Source organism: Actinomyces acetigenes, assembly GCF_031296635.1.
In the GTDB taxonomy this organism is placed as follows: domain Bacteria; phylum Actinomycetota; class Actinomycetes; order Actinomycetales; family Actinomycetaceae; genus Actinomyces; species Actinomyces acetigenes.
Genome location: NZ_JASPFC010000019.1, coordinates 39,825 through 59,620, shown reverse-complemented (window position 1 = coordinate 59,620; position 19,796 = coordinate 39,825). Strand labels below are relative to the sequence as shown.

Genomic DNA, 19,796 nt, shown 5'->3' with positions numbered 1-19,796 from the left:
TGGTAGCCCAGCAGACCCACCCGGATACGCTCCTCGATCCACTCCGGACCCCACTCAAGATTCTCAGCTCTAGCAAAACCCATGACCTACATCCTTTCCCTTGTCAGCAAACCGTCCACAACACTCATCACAACCCGATCGCCACAGCCACCACTGCTCACCACCCACCCCCAAAACCAGAACCAGCTGGGCCACCAGGACCACCAGAGTCGCCGAGGGTGTCGAGGTCGCTCGTGCCCGAAGCACCAGGCCCACCCTGACCACCAGAACCAGCAGGACCATCCTGGCTGTCGGAGTCGCCGGGGGTGCCTGTGTCTGTGCTGTCGGGGCCTGTGCTGTTGGGTATGGCTCCTTGGTCGATGAGGAACTGGGTGGCCGCCCCACCCCAGGCAGCCATGAGATCAGCCCCCAGGTACCTGGGCGTGGACTGCGCCAGCCCCACCAGGTAGGGCACAGCCTTCTGCACACTCAACCGATCCGCACTCACCCGACCACCAAAGCTCAACGGCGGCACAAACCCAAACACCTCATCAGCCCCCGGCACCCCCAGACGCTCAATCCCCTCCACAGCCAAAGACCGACCCGTCACCTCATCGTCATACACGTCCTCAAGCGGGTCAGTGAACTCAATGCAGCCGCTGCGCTCCCTGACAACCGGATCAGTCATATCCTCCGCAGCAGAGGCGTTGGGGTAGATGGCCCCGTCGATGACGTCGATGTCCACGGCCGGCCCGGAGATCTCCCCCCACAGAAGCATCCGCCCCAGGGCAGTGCGTGTCACGCAGTGCCAGCGCTGAGGCGGGAAGGGCAGCTCGATCCCCTCCAGCCAGGCGTCCACCACCGACGCCCACTCAACAGGATCCGTAATCCACGATCTCCCCTGCCCAAAACCATCAAACCCGAAACGCCTCCAGACATACAGAACCGACTCAGGAAACACACCCCCAAACCGCTCAAAGTACCCCTCAGGCACCACCCGACCCACACCCAAAGGAGGCATGTCGTGGTAGCCCAGAAGCCCCACCCGGATACGCTCCTCAATCCACTCCGGACCCCACTCAAGATCCTCATCCCTCACAAAACCCATAACCCGCACAGTAACACCCACCACACCCCCACACCCCACAAACCCGTCAGCACAAACCCCCGCCCCCACCCGCCTCAGCCACCCAAGCCCCCGCATTAACCCCCGAACATTCACGTGCCCTCACGCAGCTCCAGGGCCGCACGATAGACCTCGTGAGGACGCAGACCGCCCTCGCCGGGCCCCGGTCAGGGGCCGGCGAGGGCGGGATCACGAGTGCGCGGCGGGCTCATGCGAGTTCTGAGACCCGCACGGACCTGCCGGTCTCAGGCGCCGGCGACGCCGACGGTGTCGAAGAGGGAGGCCACCGAGCCGTCGTCGAAGACGGCCTTGATGGCCCGCGCCAGCAGCGGCGCGATCGGCAGGATGGTCAGCTGGTCGAAGCGCTTGCCGGCGGGGATCGGCAGAGTGTCGGTGACGATGACCTCGCGGGCCCCGCAGGTGGAGAGCCGGTCCACGGCCGGCCCGGAGAGCACCCCGTGGGTCGCGGCGACGATGACGTCCTTGGCGCCGGAGTCCAGGAGCACCTGGACGGCCTTGGCAATGGTGCCGCCGGTGTCGATCATGTCGTCGACCAGGACGCAGGAGCGCCCCTCGACGTCGCCGACGACGCGGTTGGCCACCGACTCGTTGGGGCGGGTGACGTCACGGGTCTTGTGGACAAAGGCCAGCGGGGTGCCGCCCAGCTGGTTGGCCCAGCGCTCGGCCACCCGGATACGGCCGGCGTCGGGGGAGACGACGGCAGCGTTGGCGGGGTCGACGCGGGTGCGCACGTAGTCCACGAGCACCGGCTGAGCCCACAGGTGGTCCCAGGGGCCGTCGAAGAAGCCCTGCTCCTGGGAGGTGTGCAGGTCCACGCTCATGAGGCGGTCGGCGCCGGCGGTCTTGTAAAGGTCCGCCACGAGGCGGGCGCTGATGGGCTCACGCCCCAGGTGCTTCTTGTCCTGACGGGCGTAGGGGAAGAAGGGCGCCACCACGGTGATGCGCTTGGCGGAGGCGCGCTTGAGGGCGTCAACCATGATGAGCTGCTCCATGAGCCAGTCATTGACGCGGTCACCGTGGGACTGGACGACGAACACGTCGCAGCCACGCACCGACTCGTTGAAACGGACGTAGGTCTCCCCGTTGGCGAAGTCGTAGGCCGTGGAGGACAGCACCTCGGTGCCGAGCTCACTGGCCACGTCCCGGGCGAGCTCGGGATGGGCGCGCCCGGAGACAACGACCAGCCGTTTCTCACCCTTGGTAATGATGCCCGTCATGACGTGGTTCCCTTCTCACGGCCGGTGCGGCCCTCGATGTGACTGTTGGAGACGGAGGTGAAGGTCAGTGATCGCTTCGGCCGGCAGAGCCGTGAGGGCCCGACCGGTCGGGGCCGAAGCTGCGGAGCGCCCATGCGTCAGGCCTGGCCGGCGTCGGCGTCGAGCTGGCTGAAGGGCGCCACGACGCAGCCGGCCGGGATGACGGCGTCGGTGAGGATCGCGTAGGCGCCCACGCGAGCGCCCTGGCCGACCCGGGTGGTTCCGCGCACGAGGACGCCCTGCTCGAGGGTGACGTCCTGGGCGAGCTCGGCGGTAACGTCCACCCAGGTGGAGGCCGGGTCGACGACGCCGACGCCCTGGGCCATCCAGTCGGCCAGGACGCGGCGGTTGAGCTCGGCGCCGAGCTCGGCGAGCTGGGCACGGTCATTGCAGCCCTCGACGAGCCAGTGGTCGGCGACGACCAGCGCACTGGTGGACCGCCCGGCCCGGTGAGCATGGGCGACGACGTCGGTGAGGTAGACCTCACCCTGGTCGTTGTCCGTGCCCAGGGTCGCTAGGGCAGTGCGCAGGTGGGCGGCGTCGAAGACGTAGACGCCGGCATTGATCTCGCGGATGGCGCGCTGGGCCTCGCTGGCGTCGCGCTGCTCGACGACGGCCGAGACGGTGCCGTCGGCCTCGCGCACGACGCGCCCGTAGCCGGTGGGGTCCGCAAGCTCGGTGGTCAGCAGGGTGACGGCATCCCCGCGCTCGTTGTGCTGGGCCAGCAGCTCCTTCAGGGTGGCGGTGTCCAGCAGCGGGACGTCCCCGCTGGTGACGACGACGGGCCCATCCAGGTCCTCGGGCAGGGCGGCCAGCCCGCAGGCGACGGCCCGCCCGGTGCCGGGGACCTCGTCCTGGTCGGCCGGGACGGCGTCGGGGGCGACCTCGGCGAGGTGGGCGATGACGGCGTCGCGCTCGTGGCGCACGACGACGACGAGGTGCTGGGGCTCGAGCCCCCTGGCTGCGGTGACGGCGTGGTCCACCAGGCTGCGGCCGCCGATCCGGTGCAGGACCTTGGGGGTGACCGATCGCATACGAGTTCCCTTGCCGGCGGCCATGACGATGACGGCGGCGGGTGCGGTTGGCGTCACGTGTCCTCTTCTCACAGGTTCGCGCCCGGGCTCCCGACGTCTCCGGTCATGACCGGGCGGAGGCCGGGGACGGACTCCAACGGTTTCTGAAATCAGGTACGGATGGACGGTTGGCGCGTATCCCGCCGGCGACCGGATGACCGCAGTCGGGCGTGAGAGCGAGGGAACCCCAACGCCGCTCATGCTACGCCGCTCCGCCCCCAGGATTCGAACCCGGGCCTCAAGGCTCCAAAGGCCTGCGTGCTGCCGCTACACCAGGGCGGAAGGACACATCCCGGCCCGGGCCCGACGGCGAGGGGCGAGACGCCGGGACAGTCTCTCACGTCCCGGTCGCACTCGGCACCTTCGCGGCAACTCAGCGCGCCCCGGTCGCGCCCGGCACCGGGCCGTGGGATTCAATGTACCGTGACGTCTATTGGGCGCGCCCCGGTCGCGCCCGGCACCGGGCCTCGCACCTGCACGGGGCGCATGCCACACTCCTCGGACTTCGCGGTCGGCCGGGAGGACAGGGCAGGATGGGGGCATGTCCAGTTCCCCCTCCGCTCCCCCTCCCTCTTCCGGCAAGCCGGCAGCGGTGCGCCTCATCGAGCTCGACGGGCTGCGTGGGCTGGCGGCCGTCGTCGTGCTCATCCACCACGCCCTGGAGACCGTGCCCGCACTGGCGGAGGTCGGGGCGCGGCCCGGCACCGTGCCCACCGGCACCTTCAACCGGATCCTCACCCAGAGCCCCCTCCACCTGCTGTGGGCGGGCCACGAGGCCGTCCTCATCTTCTTCGTCCTGTCCGGTGTGGCCCTGACCTACCCGGTGGCCCGCCGCCACGCCCAGGGGCGGCGCTTCGACTGGGTCGACTACGCCCCGCGGCGCTTCGTGCGCCTGTGGCTGCCGGCGGCGGCCTCCACGACCTTCGCGGTCATCGCGATGCTGCTCGTGCCGCGCTCGGAGGATCCGGCACTGGGGCGTTGGATGACCGACACTCACCCCCCGGGGCTCGGGGCGCGCCAGATGCTCATGGAGTACCTGCTCATCCCCAAGCACGCCTACCGCAACACGGTCCTGTGGTCGTTGCACGCCGAGGCGATCTTCTCCTTCGTGCTGCCCCTGATGATCCTCGGCGTGGCCCTGTGCGCCCGCTGGCGGGTCTCCTGGCTGCCGGTCGCGGCTGCCCTGGCGGTGCCGGTCATCACCGCCAGCCCCGGCTCGGGCAGCTACCTGCCGGTCTTCACCGTCGGCGCGGTCATGGGCTGGGCCTGGGGGCACAACCCCGCCCCGGTCCCCGAGAGCCCCCGGCCCTGGGCGACGGCGCAGGCCCTGGTGTGCCTGCTGCTCATCACCCTGGCCTGGTGGCCGGGGATGGAGAGCCACACGGCCCAGCGCCTGGCCAACGCGGTCACCCTGGCGGCGGCGGCCTACCTGGTCCACCTCGTGGTGCGGGCCGGAGCGCTGCGCGCCCTGCTGCGCTCACGCACCGTGCAGTACCTGGGGCTCATGTCCTTCTCCCTGTACCTGGTGCACGAACCGGTCGTGGTCTCACTGCGGCTGCTGACGCACTCGATGTCGCCGTGGTGGGTGCTCATCCTGGCACCGCTGGCCTCAGCGCCACTGACCTGGCTGTTCCAGCGCTACATCGAAGCCCCCAGCCACCGGCTGGCCCGCCGCACCGGGGCCCTGGCCTCGACGCGCTTCGCCCAGTGGTCCCAGCGCCGTCGCCCCGACCGACCGGCCGACCGCAGCAGCGGGGTCTAGAGCCATGGCGGCCAAGCGTACCCGCATGAGTGCCAGCGAGCGGCGCGAGCAGCTCATCGCCGTGGCCCGCGGGCTGTTCGCCGAGCGCGGCTTCGACGCCACGAGCGTGGAGGAGGTGGCGGCCCGCGCCCAGGTGTCCAAGCCGGTGGTCTACGAGCACTTCGGTGGCAAGGAGGGCCTGTACGCCGTCGTCGTCGACCGCGAGATCACCACGATCTCGGCCGCGATCTCCTCGGCGATCGCAGACCCCGCCGCGGACGCCGCAGCGACCCCACAGGCCAACCGGCGCGAACCAGGAGGAACCGACGCCTCCGGCTCAGCCTCACGGGTCGCCGAGCGGGCCGCCCTGGCCCTGCTGACCTACATCGAGGACTCCCCCGACGGTTTCCGCATCCTCTCGGCCGGCTCGGACCGCGCAGCCGGCACCTACTCCACACTGCTGGCCGACGTCGCCATCGAGGTCTCCGGGATCCTCGCCTCGCAGTTCGCCGCCCACGACCTCGACCCGCGCACGGCCCCGCTGTACGCCCAGATGCTGGTGGGTATCGTGGCCATGCCGGCTCAGTGGTGGTTGGAGAATCGCTCGATGAGCAAGGAGGAGGTGGCCGCCCACATGGTCAACCTCGCCTGGAACGGCCTGCGCGGCATGAAGGCCAGACCCACCCTTCACTCCGGCCCCGCAGGCGACTCAAGCGGCTCCGAGAGCGCCTCGGAGCCGGGGACCGACTCGCGCACCGAGGGCTCCAACGGGCCCTGAGCGCCGCCCCTAAATCACTCACACCCGCGTCGTCGTGGTCTTGCTCCGCCTGGCGCAGGTCCGTCGCATTGGTCACTACCCAACCGCTCGATCGCCCTGCGAGCGCCTGCAATCCTCGGGCCTCAACGACCCAACGAGTTCTGAGAAGTGCCCGGGAAGGAGGTGATTCACTTCCCGCGCCCGGCTCTCGCCCCATACCGCACGCTATTCTGTTGCTCCCGCAATCACCGAAACGGAACCCATGGACCCGGAAACCCTCATCATCGCGCTGCGCAAGAACGCAGTCCTGGTGGTCATGCACGTTGTGCTGGGCACCATCATCGGCACTGTCTTCGGCCTGTTGACGCCGGCGCAGTACACCTCCACTGCCAACGCGAACCTGTACGTGGAGAACGGTGAGGCCAACCTCCCCAGCACCTTCAACTACCTGACCTCCGTCATGCCGACGCTGGTGGAGATCGGGACCTCGGAGAGCACCTTCGCGGAGGTCTCCAAGAACACGGGGATCAGCCAGGACGAGCTGCGCAGGTCCGTGTCGGTAACCAGCAAGACCGGCACCACGCTGGTGGAGATCCGGTGCACCAGCACGGATCCCGAGCGCGCCCACAAGATTGCCGAGGCCGAGCTGACCGCCCTGGACTCGGTGGCCCGCGACCTGTCCAGCTCCGGGCAGGCGGGGAACACCACTGCGACCCTCAAGGTAGTGGACTCCCCCACGACCCCCTCCTCCCCCTCGAGCCTGTCGGCCGTGTCCACCGCGCTGATCGGGACCGCCATCGGGCTCGCCGCCGGCGCCATCATGGCGATCCTGCTGTACTTCCTGAGTCAGAAGAACCCGCAGGACAAGGTCGAGGACCCGCTGCTCATCATCGGGCGTCGTCGCTCTCGGGAAGACGCCTGACCGGCCGTGGCCCAGACATGGTCGCAGGCCCTCTCCCACCGGGGCTCGCGGACGCCGTCGGACACGGATCCCGGGGCGGGCCGGAAACCGGGGGCGACATGGCGCCGACTGGAGATGGCGATCGCCGTCGTCCTGCTGGTCTGCGTGGGTGTGCGCCGCGAGCTGGCGGCCGCCCTGAGCGTCGGGGACTGTGTCGCACTCGCCTCGGTCCCCATCACCTGGACGGCCGTACGCAAAGCGCACCGGTTCTCGCTGCTGCTCGTGCTGTCCATCCTGGCGGCGGGCACGGCCTACATCATGTCCCTGCTGGCCGAGAGCAGCTTCGCCGTCGAGGCCTGGGCCCGCCGCGTCACCACCTTGAGCCTGCTGGCCGTGCCCTGCGCGGTGGCCGTCTTCGTGTGGGGGGCGCGCCGGCTGGGAACCAGGCACGCGGCCCTGGCGGTCGGCTTCGGCATGTTCCTGGACTCACTGCCCCTGTTGCAGACCAGCACCAACCCGTGGAAGTTCGGGGTCGGTGCGGCGGTGACGATCATGGTCCTCAGCCTCGTGGCCGACCGGCGCCGGCTCGTGCAGATCGCCGCCCTGCTGGTGCTCAGCGCCGTCTTCCTCGTCTCCGACTCGCGCTCCACCCTGTCCTTCCTGGCCATCATCCTGGGCACGGTCATCTGGCAGGCCCTCGCGTCCTGGGCCCGGTGGCACGTGCCCACTCCTCGGCGCCTGGCGGTCTCCCAGATCCTCGTTCTGGCGGTCGTAGGGATCGTGGCGATGGTCGGGGTCGTCATGGCCTCAGAGTCCGGGACCCTGGGCGAGGACGCCCAGAACCGGACCATCGCCCAGTCCTCGAGCTCGGCGGGGCTGCTCCTGTCCGCCCGCCCCGAGCTGGGGGCCTCCTGGGCCCTGTTCCAGAACCGGCCCTGGGGGTACGGCGCCGGCGTCAAGCCCCGCTTCGAGGACCTGTGGGTGGCCAAGCGCGGCATGGCCGCCCTGGGCTATGACCCGGAGAACGGGTATGTGGAGAACTTCATGTTCGGAGGCCGCATCGAGCTGCACTCGGGCCTCATGGACATGTGGGCGGCGGCCTCGATCCCGGGCGGCCTGCTGCTGCTGCTCATCGCCGGGATGGCGCTGGCGGCGATGATGCGTGACCTGGGGCGACTCAAGGCCACCCCCTGGCTGTTCTTCGCGGCCCTGACCGTGGTGCAGAACGTGTTCGTGGGGCCCTGGACGGTGCTGCCCGCCTATCTGCCGATCGTGCTGGGGGCCGCCGTCCTGCAACCTCCCCTGCGCGAGGCCGCCCAGCTAGGTGCCGACGACGAGCCGGGTGGTGAGCCCGTCGGTGCCGCTCCGGCGGCCCTCACGGCTGAGTCCTTACCCGAAGACCCAACCACCACAGATCAAACCGACCTTTAGTCGAACTCCACGAAATCGGGATCGTAGAACACCTTGGGGCTGATTCACAGAGTCAGCCGATGCCAGCATCTTCGCAGGTCACAGCACCTTCAACGGAAACCGTGAATAAGCCTCCAGGTACCGCCCCCTCAGAACCGCAGCCGATCCCTCCGGCTCCACGCGCCCCCCGCAAGGGCGGTGGTGCCGCCTGCCCCCGCCGCCGAGCCGGGCATTTTTCGCGTAGCCCCACGGAATTTCTGTTGGGGCACGCGAAAAATGCCCGGCTCGGCACAAAGGTGGAAGGAGAGAAGAGACTGGGGTGCTCGACAGCCGCTCAGTGGTCGTACTCGCGGTGGACGCCGCCTCCGACGCTGGCCGCCAGGATGCCGCGGCCGCGGGCCAGCAGCCGGGCCCCCTTGGCTGCGTGCCTGGGGCTGCCGATGAGGGTTCCGCCGGCGGTTCGCAGGCCGCCGACGACGATGCGCGCCAGGCCACCGGCGGCGGCCCGGGCCCGGATGGCCGGCTGAGCTCCGCCGCCAGCCAGGGCCAGCTCCACGCGCACCGAGGTGGCGGCGTGGGAGCGCTGGCGTCTGAGGATCCAGGGGCGGGTGAGGCGCGAGGCCGGCACGTGGTCGCGCACGCGCGCCTCGTCGCACCAGCGGATGACGCCGCCGGCGGCGCTCAGCCGGCGGGTGAAGAGCGTGTCCTCTCCCCCGGTGGCGCCAAAGGCCTCGTCGAATCGCAGCCCGGCCCGGCGCACGAATCCCAGGTCCAGCAGCAGGCAGTTGGAGGCCGCCACCGGGCGGACCGTGCCGGTGGGCCAGGTCCTGCGCACGAAGAACTCACCCTGACGCACCCACGCCTCCGGCTCGACGTCGTAGACGGGGATGACGGGCCCGGCCACCGCCTGGCAGCCGGTGGAGGCCCACAGCCCCACGAGGGCGGCGAGCCAGCCGGGCTCGGGCTCCTCGTCGTCGTCGATGAAGACGAGCAGGTCGCGCCCGCCGGTCTCATCCAGGGCGCGGTTGCGCACCGCCGCCACACCGGGCCGCTCCTCGACGACATAGCGCAGGCCCACGGCCCCGGGCCCCTCCGGCGCCTCCGCGGAGGAACGCACCGGCATCCCGGCGTCGGCCGCTGCGGCGAGGGCGGTCTCGCGCCCGGTGCGCTGGGCGTCGTTGTCGATAACGAGGACCTCGACGTCGCTCACGCCTCTATCGGCTCCCCCGTCCGCATCCGCCGCGCCCACCGCATCGCCCTCGGGTTCGCGGGCCTCGGGGCTCAGGCCGCCGACCAGTTCCCGGGTCTGCTCCAGGACCCCGCTGACGGCCCGTTTGAGGTCCTGCGGGCGGCGGAAGGTGGGGATGGCAATCGTCAGCCGGTTCATGCGTTCCTCCTGCCGGCCGGCGCCGTGCTTCGCCTACGGCGGGGGCGGCCGTACTCGCGCACGTGGACGCCCAGTGCGCCCACGACCATGCCCAGTCCGCCGCGTGAGGAGACCTCGTAGCGGGCCTGGGCGGGCACGTCGCCACGGATGCGGGCCAGGCCGGCGCGCGCCCCGTCGACACCGGCCTTGGCCAGTCCCTTGGCGCCGTAGCCCAGGCGCAGCCTGAAGCGCGCGAGCCGGCCGGAGGCACCGCCGTCGGCAGGACCGGCCGTGTCGATGCGTACCCGGGCCCAGGACGAGCCCGAGCGCAGGGAGCGCTCCAGCACCCAGGTGCGCCGGGCGCGGGCCGCGGGCACGCGCTTGGTGACCACCGCCCCGGCCGCGAAGCGGATGACGCCGCCGGCGCGGGTGAGCTGGCGGGTGAACAGGGAGTCCTCGCCGCCGGTGAGCCCGTAGCGCGGGTCGAAGCGCAGCCCCAGGCCCTCGACGACGGCCAGGTCCAGGAGCAGGTTGCCGGTGTCGGCGCTGCGGACCTGGGCGCCGTCGGCGGCCTCCCAGGAGTCAAAGGCGCCCGAGGCGACGACCCACGCCGAGGGGTCAACCTCGAAGGTCGGCGGCGTGGGGCCGGTGACGGCGGCGCAGCCCTGGGCGCGCCAGGTGCTCACGAGGGCCTTGAGCCAGCCCGGTGAGGGGATCTCGTCGTCGTCGATGAAGATGAGGGCGTCGGAGCCGTGGGCCTGGCTCAGGGCCCGGTTGCGGCCGGCCACGATGCCCGGCTCGAGCTCGTGGACGTAGACCAGCCGCGACGTCGCCGCCGCGTCCGAGTCAGCCGACCCGGACAGCTCGGCCTGCCCGGACGACCCGGACGACTCCGCCGCCTCCGGCGGCTCACCCACCAGCGCCGCCCGGGCGGCCTCGACGACGGCCCGAGCCCCGGCCTGCGGGTCGTTGTCCACAATGAGCACGCTCGCCGTCGTCTGCGCGTCGGAGATGTCGTCGGCCTGCGCCAGCAGCTCGGGGATCACCTGCGCGAGGTAGTCGTTACGACGATAGGTGAGCATCGCGATGGTCAGGTGCACGTCAAGCCCCGTCCTTCCTCCCGCCTGCCGGCGGATCGCGGCGTGATATCAGGGTCTAACGGTACTATCACGAAGCGGGTGCGCCCCACGGCGGGAGCACCCGAGCCACGACGTCGCCCCGCACCCGGAAGGCTCCTGCTCCGATGACCGCCACCCCCGACCCCGCCCAGGGCGCCGACTCCCCCGAGGCCGCCGATCCGACCGGACCCGCCACCGGCGCCCCTGCCAAGGCCACCGAGATCACTGAGGCCTCCGAGGCTCTCTCCGGCGGCGACCTGCTCTCGCGCACGGCGGTCATCGTCGTCAGCTACGACTCGGCGGCGCTGCTGGAGCGCACGCTGGCGCGCGTGGCCGAGGACTCCCCCGAGGCCCGCATCATCGTCGTCGACAACTACTCCACACCCGCCGCCCGCGAGGAGCTGGTGGCGCTGGCCTCCTCACGGGGCTGGGAGGCGGTCCTGCCGGAGACGAACACCGGCTTCGGCGGCGGCATGAACCTGGGGGTGGCCCGGGCCCGCGAACTCGGCGCCGACCTGCTGATCCTGCTCAACCCCGACGCCGTCATCGCCCGGGCCGACCTCATCCGCCTGGCGGCCAGGGCACACGCGGACCGGCTCGCCCTGGTGGCGCCGGTACTCAAGGACTCCAGTGGCCGCATCGTCTCCGACGGGATCGTCGTGTGCCTGGCCGACGGCTCGATGCGCTCGCGCCGCTCACCGCGCCCGATTCCTCCCGGCGGCACCCAGCCGTGGCTCTCGGGGGCCTGCCTGGCGCTGTCCACCGACCTGTTCGAGGCCGCCGGCGGCCTGGACGCGCGCTACTTCCTGTACTGGGAGGACGTGGACTTCTCGGCCCGGGTGCTGGCGGCCGGGGGCAGCCTGGCCCTGGTGCGCGACGCCGTCGCCGTCCACGATGAGGGCGGCACCCACTCCGAGAGCGACCAGTCCGACCGCGCCAAGTCGGACATCTACTACTACTACAACGTGCGCAACCGGCTGCTGTACGCGGGGCTGCACCTGGACCGGGCCACGCAGCGCCGCTGGGTGGCCACGGCGGGCCGGGCCGCCCGCGAGATCGTCCTGCGCGGTGGCCGGCGCCAGCTCCTGAGCACTCGCCGCCCGCTCATCACAGCGGCGCAGGCCACCCGCGACGGGATGAGGCTCCTGCGTGCCGCCCGCCGCGGCGAGCTGCCCGACGTCGACGTCCCCCTCATCCGCGACTGACTCAGCCGGAGCCGGGGCGCCCCGCCGCCGGCGCGGTGTCGACAGCGGGACGCCTCGGGTTGTCCGCCCGCTTCACAGGTAGTGGGCGCGCAGCTCCTCAGGGCTCGTCGGGGACAGGTCGGCGAGCGTCACGTCGAAGACGGTGCGCGCACCGGTCTCGCCGCGGGCGGCCAGCCTGGCCACCGCTCGCGCCGTGGCGACCAGGACCGAGCCGGTGAACTCCGGGTTGGAGTCGAGCTGGAGCTCGAAGCTCACGGTCTCGGCCACACCCTCGGAGGTGTGCCCGCGGCGGATGACGGAGCCACCGTGCGGGATCCCGGCGTGCTCGGCGGCCAGCTCCTCGGCGGTGATGAAGGTGACGGTGGTGTCGTAGTCGGCGAAGTAGTTGGGCATCTCCACGATCTCCCGCTCGATGCGGGCCAGGTCGGCGCCCTCCTCGGCCACCACGTAGCAGTCGCGCGTGTGCATGGAGCGGGTGGTCAGCTCGACGTCGTCACCGGCCTTGACCGCGGCGACGGTGGCCTCCACCGGGCGGGTGTACTGCTTGGCGTCCACGACGCCGTCGATGCGGCGCAGGGCGTCGGAGTGCCCCTGGGAGACGCCGGGCCCCCAGAACGTGGTGGTGGCGCCGTCGGGCAGGACGGCCTCGCCCAGGACCCGCAGCATGGAGAACAGGCCCGGGTCCCAGCCGGCGGAGATGAGGGCGACGTGGCCGGAGGCCTTGGCGGCGGCGTCGACGGCGGCGAAGTGCTCGGGGATGCGGGCGTGGGTGTCGAAGGAGTCGACCGTGTTGAACACGGCGGCGGCGGCGGGGGTCTGCTCGATCAGGTCGGTGGCCGAGCCTCCGCAGTTCAGGCAGACATCGACCTTGTCGGCCCAGGCGGCCATGTCGTCGACGTGGGCGACGGGAGCCCCCTGGGTGGTGACGCTGTCCGGGTCGCGTCGGGTGAAGACGACGGCGACCTCCATGTCCGCGTTCTTGGTGATGGCCTGCTCGACGCCGCGGCCGAGGTTGCCGTATCCGTTGATCGCTACCCTGATCATGGTTCCTCCTGGTGGGTTCTCACTACAGGACGATCCTAGGGACGCACCATGTTGCCTGCGTGTGACATGTCGGGGAGTGACCGCCTGGGCGACGGGGCTACACGTGCCTGCCGGGGTCCATGCGTTGGTGGAGCACACGGATCACATCAACACCACCATCACTCATGACGTAGAAGACGACATGACTTCCGACGGCGCGGCTCCGGTAGCCGGGACGTACCTCATCTCTGGGATGCCCGCGACGGGGATCGTTTGCGAGGCGCTCCAGACATGTCTGAAGATCACGCAGATAGACCTCGGCCTGCTGCAGTCCCCAGCGCTCTTCGCTGTAGTCCCAGATACGTGACAGATCGCGGCGCGCAGCCGGGGTCAGACGGTAGGTGCTCACGACGTCCTTGCCGCCTTGGCCGCGATGAAGGCGTCGAAGTCGAAAGGCTCCGCCTGTCCACTCGCCTCACCGGATGCGAGTGCCTCACGCAGCGCCGACATCTCTGTCTCCCGGTCCTCCAGAAGGCGCAGGCCGGCGCGGATGACCTCGCTCGCGGACCGGTACCGTCCGGACCCGACTTGGCTCGCGATGAATCCGGCGAAGTGGTCATCGAGGCTGACGGAGGTGTTCACTGACATGCCCACACCCTACCAATTATTGGTATCAAACGAGCGGTATCGGGCCCGGCTAACAACCGCGCGCAGCGAAACGGGGCGGGCCGGGAAGAAACGTGTCTTCCCGGCCCGCCCCGCAGGCGCGCTGCGCTCGACGGCGTCAGTGCTGCTTGATGGTGATCTTGTCGACCGCCAGGGTAATGGTCTGCGGTCCGGCCGAGCTGGACATGTAGGTGGTCAGCCCCACGGCTCCGGCCTCGTTGAGGGTCTTGTCGTTGTCGACGGCCTCGATCCCCCACTCGGCGGGCTCGGTGTCTCCTGCCCAGAGCTTGGTCTGGATGGTGGTCGACTCCGCGCCGTCAACCACCATGCGCAGGTGGAGCGGCTGACCGGCCGTGTAGGGCTGCTTCATCACGTAGGAGCCCAGGGAGGTCTCCTTGCCCTTGACCACGCGCGAGACCGTGACCACCGGGTTGCCGGCGCTGCCGATGCGAACCGTGGCCTGGTACTGACCGGCCTTGGTCGTGCGGGCTGCGTAGGAGATGAAGGCACCGTTACCGGCGGGCACCGCGTCCAGGGAGAAGTCCACGACGGCGTCGGTGGAGGTCGACTTGATCGGGTCGGAGATGATGGAGGCCGAGGAGCGCGGACCGGCCATGGCGATCCGGCCGCTGGTGCCGTCGACGGAGAAGGCCGCGGCGTTCCAGGTGGTCTTCCACTCACCGCCGGCCTGGGCCTTGCCCCAGCCGCCGTTGACGCTGCGCTCGAAGGAGTCATCCAGCAGAGCCTTGCCCTCGGGCTGCTTGCCCTTGTCCTTGCCGGCGTTGTCCTTGCCGTTGTCCTTACCCTTGCCATCGCCCTTGTCCGGCTCGACCTGCTTGCCGGTGGCCGCGGTGTAGTGCTCGGCGATCTGCCGCGGCGACAGTGGTGTGCTGTAGACGGCGGCCTCGTCGATGTCGGCCTGGATGTTGGTGTTGGAGGGCTGGCCGTTGACACCGCTGAGGGCGTCTCCACCGATGCGCCAGTAACCGGAGTAGCTCTGCCCCGCTGTCATGGCAGCGTCGAAGGCGGCGAGGTTGCCGTCCACGTAGAGCATGGCGCCGGCGGTCGGGCTCATGGAGGCCACGATGTGGTGCCACTGCCCGTCGTTGTAGCTCTTAGGAGTGGTGATGGTGGTCAGCTTGCCCGGGTAGAGCATGAAGCTGAGCGTGCCGTCATTGCGCATGTACACCATGCGGTCACGGTTCCACGACTGGTTGGCCGCGGAGGAGCCGTAGCCCATAATCTCCCCGCCCGAGGTCGAGGTCGTGCGGACCCACGCCTCCATGGAGAAGGCGGTGGGCGCCTGGGAGGCGACGCGTGTCGCGGCGTGCGACTTGTTCGTGGCGTCCGAGGTCAGGCCGAGTGAGGCCCCCGATCCCAGGACGGACTCGGCTCCGCGCGTGTAGGCCTTGCCGCGAATCGTCAGGTTGCGCTGGGCCACGAAGTCCTCGGCCTTGTCGCCGCTGGTCTCGTCGAAGGACCAGTAGTGGGCGGCGCCGTCGGCCAGGACGCGGGCGCCATACTTGCTCAGGCCCTGGCCCTCAGCGGCTTTGACCGTCACCCAGTCCGAGACCGTGGAGGCCCCCCACTGGTCGGTCACCTGGACCCGGTAGTGGTGTGTGCTTCCGGGCTCGACGACGTCGGTGGCGCTGAGATCGGGGCGCTCCCAGAAGCCGGCGGTCGCCGTCTGGCTGGTGACCGGCTGGCCGTCCATGGAGTCGCGGTAGACGTTGTAGGTCAGGGTCTTGTCGTCCCGGTCCCAGTTGGCCTTGAAGGACAGGGAGACGACGCCTGCGCGCGGTGAGGTGCCGGAGACCTTGAAGGCACCACCCTTGTCCATGGGCCCCTGCTTGTTCGGGGCGATGTCACGGCGGGCGAAGCGCACCAGTCCTTGCTGGGCTGTTCCGTTGACGGCCAGGAACTCACCGCCGTAGACGACGTACTTGTCGTTGCCCTCGACGGTCCAGGTCGCCTGGGTGGCGCCGGAGATCTTGCCCGGCGTGAAGTCGGGGTAGAAGTTGAGGTTCGTGGTGGCGTTCTGGCCGGCGTAGTTCTTGTAGCCCCAGGCGTGGTTCTCCTCCACCGTTCCAGTGGCGGCGTTCGTGTAGGCCACTGCGTTGTGGTAGTGGTATGAGACGTCCGGGAAGCCGCCGATGTTGGAGCAGTCGTGGGAGTGGCTGGCGGCGTAGATGACGTCGCCGGCGGGGAGGACGTCGTAGGAGTCGCCGTGGCAGTCGGCCATGTAGTCGATGTCCCCGGTGACCCAGTTCAGGCGCATGACGCCTTCGAAGGTGCCGAGCCGGGAGTAGCTCGCCGCGTACAGGCCCTGCTCGTCAGCCTTGACGCTCATGACGGAGGCCTCAGCGCCGGCGCCGTGAACCACGCTGGAGGCGTTGTTCTTGCGCAGGGTGCCGTCCTTCTCGAAGATGGCGATCCCGTGACCGGGCTTGTCACTGCCCCCGACGGACTCGAAGGCCCCACCGATGGCCACGGCCGAGCCGTCAACGGCCTCGACGATGCTGCGCACGTAGTAGTTGTCGATCTTCGGCGCGAAGCTCGTCAGCTGCTGGTTGCTCAGGTTGAGCGCGGCGACGCGCTGGCGGGCCGAGGAGTTGATCTGGGTGAAGGCTCCGCCGATGTACAGGGTCTGCCCGTTAGGCGAGACGCTCAGGGCCTTGACGCTGCCGTTGGCCGAGGCGCCCAGCGGAGCGCGCTGGCCATCGGATGCCCTGACCGCTCCGACACGCCAGGCGGTCTGGTTGTTCAGCGTCGTGAACTCCCCGCCCAGGTAGAGGGTCTGGCCGTCGGCGGAGGCGGCAATGGTGTTGATGGTGCCATTGGTGGTGGGCGCCCAGTCGAGGACCTCACCGGTGTTGATGTTGTAGGCCATCGCGTTGCCGCGTGGCGACTCATTCTGGCCGGCAGGCGATCCTGCCGGTCTGACCGCGGAGAACTTCCCGACGGCGTAGACGATGTCCCCGACCACGACCTGGTCCCAGACAATGCCATTGATCTGGGCGGTGGGCAGGGCATCGGCGGAGACGGTGTTGGGAGTACCGGCAGCGCCGGCGGGGGTGGGCGCAGGGTCCGCGGCGGCAGGGGAGGCCGGAGCGAGCGTGACGGCACCGATGGAAACGAGAGCCGCGGCCAGCAGGCCGCTCAGGAATCGGCGGGGGAGCTTCACAGGTATTCCATTCAGAACATACTCAGATCACGGACACGCAACCTTACGAATGGCTGGTATTCCGCGCCCGACACGGGTCGACGGGCGGGCTCATCGTACACCGTCAACAACCTGCCCGCCCCCGTTTTGGTGCACACCACAGAGCAGGACAATTCCGCCACACACCGACCCTTCGTTCAAATCCCGCCATACTCCCGTCGTTTCAAGGATTCCGCAGCACCCATAAGTCTCCACGATTGGAACCATCTTCTGTATAGACACAACTCAGGTTGTTTTCAGCGCCGATTCACCTCATGTCACGACGAAGCAACGGTCAAGGCCTCCAACGGGGCCCCAAGCGGATCGTCCAGCACGCCAAGGCGCCGTCCGACGCTCACTTTCATGAGCAACGGACGGCGCCTTGATACAGACACACAGAAGGGTGGTCAGCACCCTCGGAGGACTCGTCCTGGGTCAGCCTGCGGACCCCCGGAAGGTGGCGGCTCCGTGGTCCGCACCCAGATCAACAACGACCTTGATATTTCCTCGCCCCTCCGCCGGGATGACGAAGGCTCGATTCACGGTCACCGTCTCACCGGCTGCGAGCTTGGCCGGCACCGCATCCGAGGCCGAGACGATCTCGGAGGCGGGGGTACCCGCACCCTCGCCGTAGTTGACGGTGGTGGACAGCACGCTGGCCAGCGGCAGCTCCTGACTGGACCTGTTCGTCACCGTCACTGGGATCAGGACACCAGCACCTCCCACCTCGCCGGGACCGCTGGCGAAGTCCTTCGCCTGCATCTTCCCCAAGGAGATCACCAGATCCCCATCAACACGGACGGACTTGTCCAGGCCCACCTCGGGGTACTCATCCTTCGACAGATCCCCGGTCTCAACGGCCTTGGGGTCGATCGAGGAGGCATCCGGGGTGGAGACGTCACCCGAGGGGGATGCGGGCGCCGCCGTCGGTTTCGCGGTCTGGACCGTCGGTGTGGCGACGTTCGAGGGGGCGGCCTGAGCAGAGGCCGAGCCACTGGCAGAGGCCGGGGCGGAGGGACTGGCAGTGCTCTGGGACTTTCCGCCTCCACAGGCGGCCAGTCCCAGACCCAGTACCAGGACGGCGGGGAGGATCAGCATTCGAGTTCGTGACACGTGCCGAAGCGTACGGCCTCCGCGACGCCCTGCACCGTCCTCAGCGATCACTGAGTTCGGGAACACACCGCCACCGGACATAGAACCGGCGGATTCAGGGGATATGCCGCGAAGGTCCGCAGACCCGACGGCTCTCATGGCCGTCATCATCACTCATCATCCTGATCGTCCCAGTTGTCCCAGCCGCCCTGGTTGTCCCAGCCGCCCTGGTTGTCCCAGCCATCCTGGTCGTCCCAGTCGTCATGCTTCTTCTTGTTCTTCTTCTTGTTCTTCTTGTCCTTGTTCTTCTTGTCCTTCTTGTCCTTGTTCTTCTTATCCTTGCCGTTGTTGTCGTTGCCGTTGTTGTCGTTGCCCCCTTGACCGTTGGCATCGCCTCCGCTCGCGGAGAAGCGCACGAGCCCCTGCTGGTGGATACCGTTGACCGCGACGAACTCACCGCCGTAGACGATGTACTGGTCGTTGCCCTCAACGGTCCAGACGGCCTGGTTCAGTCCGCTGTAGCTACCATTGGCAAAACCGGGCAGGAAGCCGTTGTACTGAGTGGGCGCAGGCTGCCCCTCGAAGTCGGTGTAGCCCCAGACCTTGTTGCGCTGCACGGTTCCGGTGGCCGTGCTGGAGAAGCCGACGGCGTGGTGATACTTGCCGTTCTCCTCCCCGTCAGCGAAGCCGCCGATGTTGCTGCAGTCGTGGGTGTGGCTGGCGATGTAGATGACGTCATTGGTGGGCAGCACGTCATAGGTGTCGCCGTGGCAGTCGGCCATGAGGTCGATGTCCCCGGTGGTCCAGCTGGCCCGGAACATCCCCTCAAAGGCGCCTTCCTGAGAGTAGGCAACGGCGTAGAGCCCCCGGGAGTCGGACTTCACACTCATGATCCCGGAGTCCCTCCCTGCGTTGCGGACAACGCCGGCGATATTGGTGTGACGCAGGGACCCGTCCTTCTCCAGAACAGCGAGACCGTACGCATCGGAGGACCCTCCCACCGAGGTGAAGGAACCGCCGATCGCCACAGCGGAGTTGTCAGCCGCCACCGTGATGGAGCGCACCATGTAGTTATCAACCTGGGGGGCGAAGCCGGTCACCCGATGCGTCTTCAGATCCACAGCGCCGGCGCGCAGACGCGACGAGGAGTTGAGCTGGGTGAAGGAGCCCGCGAGGTACAGGGTCGAGCCGTCGGGGGAGAGCTCCAGGTCCATGACCGCCCCGTTGGCCGACGCCCCCAGCGGTTTGCGCTTGCCAGTGGCGTCCACCGCCGCCACCCGATAGACCGTCTCATCATTGACGGAGGTGAAGTTGCCACCGAGGTAGATGGTGGAGCCGTCAGCCGAGGCCGTGACCGAGCTGATTTTGCCGTTGACCTTGGGCGCCCAGTCAAGCAGCGCGCCGGTCGTGATGTCGAAGGCCATGGCGTTGTAGCGAGGGGACTCGTTCTCGCCGTCGGCCGCACCGAAGGGGCGGGCATTGTTGAACTCTCCGACGACGTAGACGACATTGCCCACGACCGCCTGATCCCAGACGATGCCGTCGATCTGGGGGGTGGGCAGAACCTGCGGGGAGGCGAGAGTGACCTGCCCCTGGGCAGCAGCAGCCGGGGGCGTGACAACAGTTGGGGCGACGAGCGCACCAAGGGCAAGGGGGAGAGCGGTCAGAACCGCCCCCACACTGGAGACAGCGCGGAAAGGATGCACGAGTGCTCCGTTCTTAAGACGTGAGGGAACGTGGGTAAGTGGCGCGGTATGACGGGAGGGCCCTGCCTCAGCAAGACCGGCGCCGGTCACGAGAGTATTACAGCGATAACGCTTTGATAACGACTCCAGGGGCCTTTGTTCCAGCTCCTGTTGT

General features: G+C 69.1%; 16 protein-coding genes and 1 tRNA gene. 5 read left to right on the top strand and 12 right to left on the bottom strand.

Annotated elements, in window-relative coordinates; translation table 11 throughout:
- Window positions 1–157 precede the first annotated feature (157 nt).
- The 4 genes from RIV14_RS08890 to RIV14_RS08875 all read right to left on the bottom strand — a co-directional run bounded on the left by RIV14_RS08890 (window position 158) and on the right by RIV14_RS08875 (window position 3,737).
- Entirely contained in the window at window positions 158–1,087 is a 930-nt protein-coding gene (locus tag RIV14_RS08890; RefSeq protein WP_309325146.1) for a GAD-like domain-containing protein, read from the bottom strand.
- 263 nt (window positions 1,088–1,350) lie between these two features.
- The gene (locus RIV14_RS08885; RefSeq protein WP_070661023.1) at window positions 1,351–2,343 is read right to left on the bottom strand and encodes a ribose-phosphate diphosphokinase; all 993 of its coding nucleotides are present in this window, start codon (window positions 2,341–2,343) and stop codon (window positions 1,351–1,353) included.
- A 137-nt stretch (window positions 2,344–2,480) separates the two neighbouring features.
- Window positions 2,481–3,473, bottom strand: coding sequence for a bifunctional UDP-N-acetylglucosamine diphosphorylase/glucosamine-1-phosphate N-acetyltransferase GlmU (locus RIV14_RS08880; protein WP_143224225.1), 993 nt, complete (start codon window positions 3,471–3,473; stop codon window positions 2,481–2,483).
- A 192-nt stretch (window positions 3,474–3,665) separates the two neighbouring features.
- A tRNA-Gln gene (locus RIV14_RS08875) sits at window positions 3,666–3,737 on the bottom strand.
- Window positions 3,738–3,996: 259 nt separating this feature from the next.
- Here RIV14_RS08875 and RIV14_RS08870 point away from each other — a divergent pair.
- From RIV14_RS08870 to RIV14_RS08855, 4 genes are all read left to right on the top strand, one after another.
- Complete coding sequence (locus RIV14_RS08870) at window positions 3,997–5,217, top strand: acyltransferase family protein (protein ID WP_075372930.1); 1,221 nt, start codon at window positions 3,997–3,999, stop codon at window positions 5,215–5,217.
- 4 nt (window positions 5,218–5,221) lie between these two features.
- Window positions 5,222–5,974, top strand: coding sequence for a TetR/AcrR family transcriptional regulator (locus RIV14_RS08865; protein ID WP_075372929.1), 753 nt, complete (start codon window positions 5,222–5,224; stop codon window positions 5,972–5,974).
- A gap of 241 nt (window positions 5,975–6,215) precedes the next feature.
- Window positions 6,216–6,875, top strand: a complete 660-nt coding sequence (locus tag RIV14_RS08860) for a YveK family protein (RefSeq protein WP_070661015.1) — start codon at window positions 6,216–6,218, stop codon at window positions 6,873–6,875.
- 114 nt (window positions 6,876–6,989) lie between these two features.
- Window positions 6,990–8,285: a hypothetical protein gene (locus RIV14_RS08855; RefSeq protein ID WP_075372928.1), complete on the top strand. Its 1,296-nt coding sequence runs from the start codon at window positions 6,990–6,992 to the stop codon at window positions 8,283–8,285.
- A gap of 313 nt (window positions 8,286–8,598) precedes the next feature.
- Here RIV14_RS08855 and RIV14_RS08850 read toward each other — a convergent pair whose 3' ends face one another.
- Both RIV14_RS08850 and RIV14_RS08845 read right to left on the bottom strand, forming a co-directional pair.
- Window positions 8,599–9,651 (bottom strand): glycosyltransferase family 2 protein, encoded by a 1,053-nt coding sequence (locus RIV14_RS08850; protein WP_075372927.1) that lies wholly within the window; start codon window positions 9,649–9,651, stop codon window positions 8,599–8,601.
- A complete protein-coding gene (locus tag RIV14_RS08845; protein ID WP_075372926.1) occupies window positions 9,648–10,730 on the bottom strand; it encodes a glycosyltransferase family 2 protein in 1,083 nt (360 codons plus the stop codon). Before RIV14_RS08845 ends, RIV14_RS08850 begins: the two co-directional genes overlap by 4 nt.
- A gap of 143 nt (window positions 10,731–10,873) precedes the next feature.
- Here RIV14_RS08845 and RIV14_RS08840 point away from each other — a divergent pair, with 143 nt between their 5' ends.
- Window positions 10,874–11,953 (top strand): glycosyltransferase family 2 protein, encoded by a 1,080-nt coding sequence (locus RIV14_RS08840; protein WP_075372925.1) that lies wholly within the window; start codon window positions 10,874–10,876, stop codon window positions 11,951–11,953.
- A gap of 72 nt (window positions 11,954–12,025) precedes the next feature.
- Here RIV14_RS08840 and RIV14_RS08835 read toward each other — a convergent pair whose 3' ends face one another.
- The 6 genes from RIV14_RS08835 to RIV14_RS08810 form a co-directional block, all read right to left on the bottom strand.
- The gene (locus tag RIV14_RS08835) at window positions 12,026–12,997 is read right to left on the bottom strand and encodes a diaminopimelate dehydrogenase (protein WP_075372924.1); all 972 of its coding nucleotides are present in this window, start codon (window positions 12,995–12,997) and stop codon (window positions 12,026–12,028) included.
- 97 nt (window positions 12,998–13,094) lie between these two features.
- Window positions 13,095–13,385, bottom strand: a complete 291-nt coding sequence (locus tag RIV14_RS08830) for a type II toxin-antitoxin system RelE/ParE family toxin (RefSeq protein WP_075372923.1) — start codon at window positions 13,383–13,385, stop codon at window positions 13,095–13,097.
- Window positions 13,382–13,624, bottom strand: coding sequence for a type II toxin-antitoxin system ParD family antitoxin (locus tag RIV14_RS08825; protein WP_075372922.1), 243 nt, complete (start codon window positions 13,622–13,624; stop codon window positions 13,382–13,384). The genes RIV14_RS08830 and RIV14_RS08825 overlap by 4 nt, the downstream gene beginning before the upstream one ends.
- 136 nt (window positions 13,625–13,760) lie before the next feature.
- Window positions 13,761–16,826, bottom strand: a complete 3,066-nt coding sequence (locus tag RIV14_RS08820; protein ID WP_075372921.1) for a LamG domain-containing protein — start codon at window positions 16,824–16,826, stop codon at window positions 13,761–13,763.
- A 453-nt stretch (window positions 16,827–17,279) separates the two neighbouring features.
- Window positions 17,280–17,957 (bottom strand): hypothetical protein, encoded by a 678-nt coding sequence (locus RIV14_RS08815; RefSeq protein ID WP_256699318.1) that lies wholly within the window; start codon window positions 17,955–17,957, stop codon window positions 17,280–17,282.
- A gap of 149 nt (window positions 17,958–18,106) precedes the next feature.
- The gene (locus RIV14_RS08810; RefSeq protein WP_075372919.1) at window positions 18,107–19,642 is read right to left on the bottom strand and encodes a hypothetical protein; all 1,536 of its coding nucleotides are present in this window, start codon (window positions 19,640–19,642) and stop codon (window positions 18,107–18,109) included.
- Window positions 19,643–19,796 lie beyond the last annotated feature (154 nt).

Excerpts from the sequence above, each read along its gene's own strand:
- RIV14_RS08890 (WP_309325146.1), bottom strand. The coding sequence starts at position 1,087 with ATGGGTTTTGTGAGGGATGAGGATCTTGAGTGGGGTCCGGAGTGGATT.
- RIV14_RS08885 (WP_070661023.1), bottom strand. The coding sequence starts at position 2,343 with ATGACGGGCATCATTACCAAGGGTGAGAAACGGCTGGTCGTTGTCTCC.
- RIV14_RS08870 (WP_075372930.1), top strand. The coding sequence starts at position 3,997 with ATGTCCAGTTCCCCCTCCGCTCCCCCTCCCTCTTCCGGCAAGCCGGCA.
- RIV14_RS08865 (WP_075372929.1), top strand. The coding sequence starts at position 5,222 with ATGGCGGCCAAGCGTACCCGCATGAGTGCCAGCGAGCGGCGCGAGCAG.
- RIV14_RS08860 (WP_070661015.1), top strand. The coding sequence starts at position 6,216 with ATGGACCCGGAAACCCTCATCATCGCGCTGCGCAAGAACGCAGTCCTG.
- RIV14_RS08855 (WP_075372928.1), top strand. The coding sequence starts at position 6,990 with ATGGCGATCGCCGTCGTCCTGCTGGTCTGCGTGGGTGTGCGCCGCGAG.
- RIV14_RS08850 (WP_075372927.1), bottom strand. The coding sequence starts at position 9,651 with ATGAACCGGCTGACGATTGCCATCCCCACCTTCCGCCGCCCGCAGGAC.
- RIV14_RS08840 (WP_075372925.1), top strand. The coding sequence starts at position 10,874 with ATGACCGCCACCCCCGACCCCGCCCAGGGCGCCGACTCCCCCGAGGCC.
- RIV14_RS08835 (WP_075372924.1), bottom strand. The coding sequence starts at position 12,997 with ATGATCAGGGTAGCGATCAACGGATACGGCAACCTCGGCCGCGGCGTC.
- RIV14_RS08825 (WP_075372922.1), bottom strand. The coding sequence starts at position 13,624 with ATGTCAGTGAACACCTCCGTCAGCCTCGATGACCACTTCGCCGGATTC.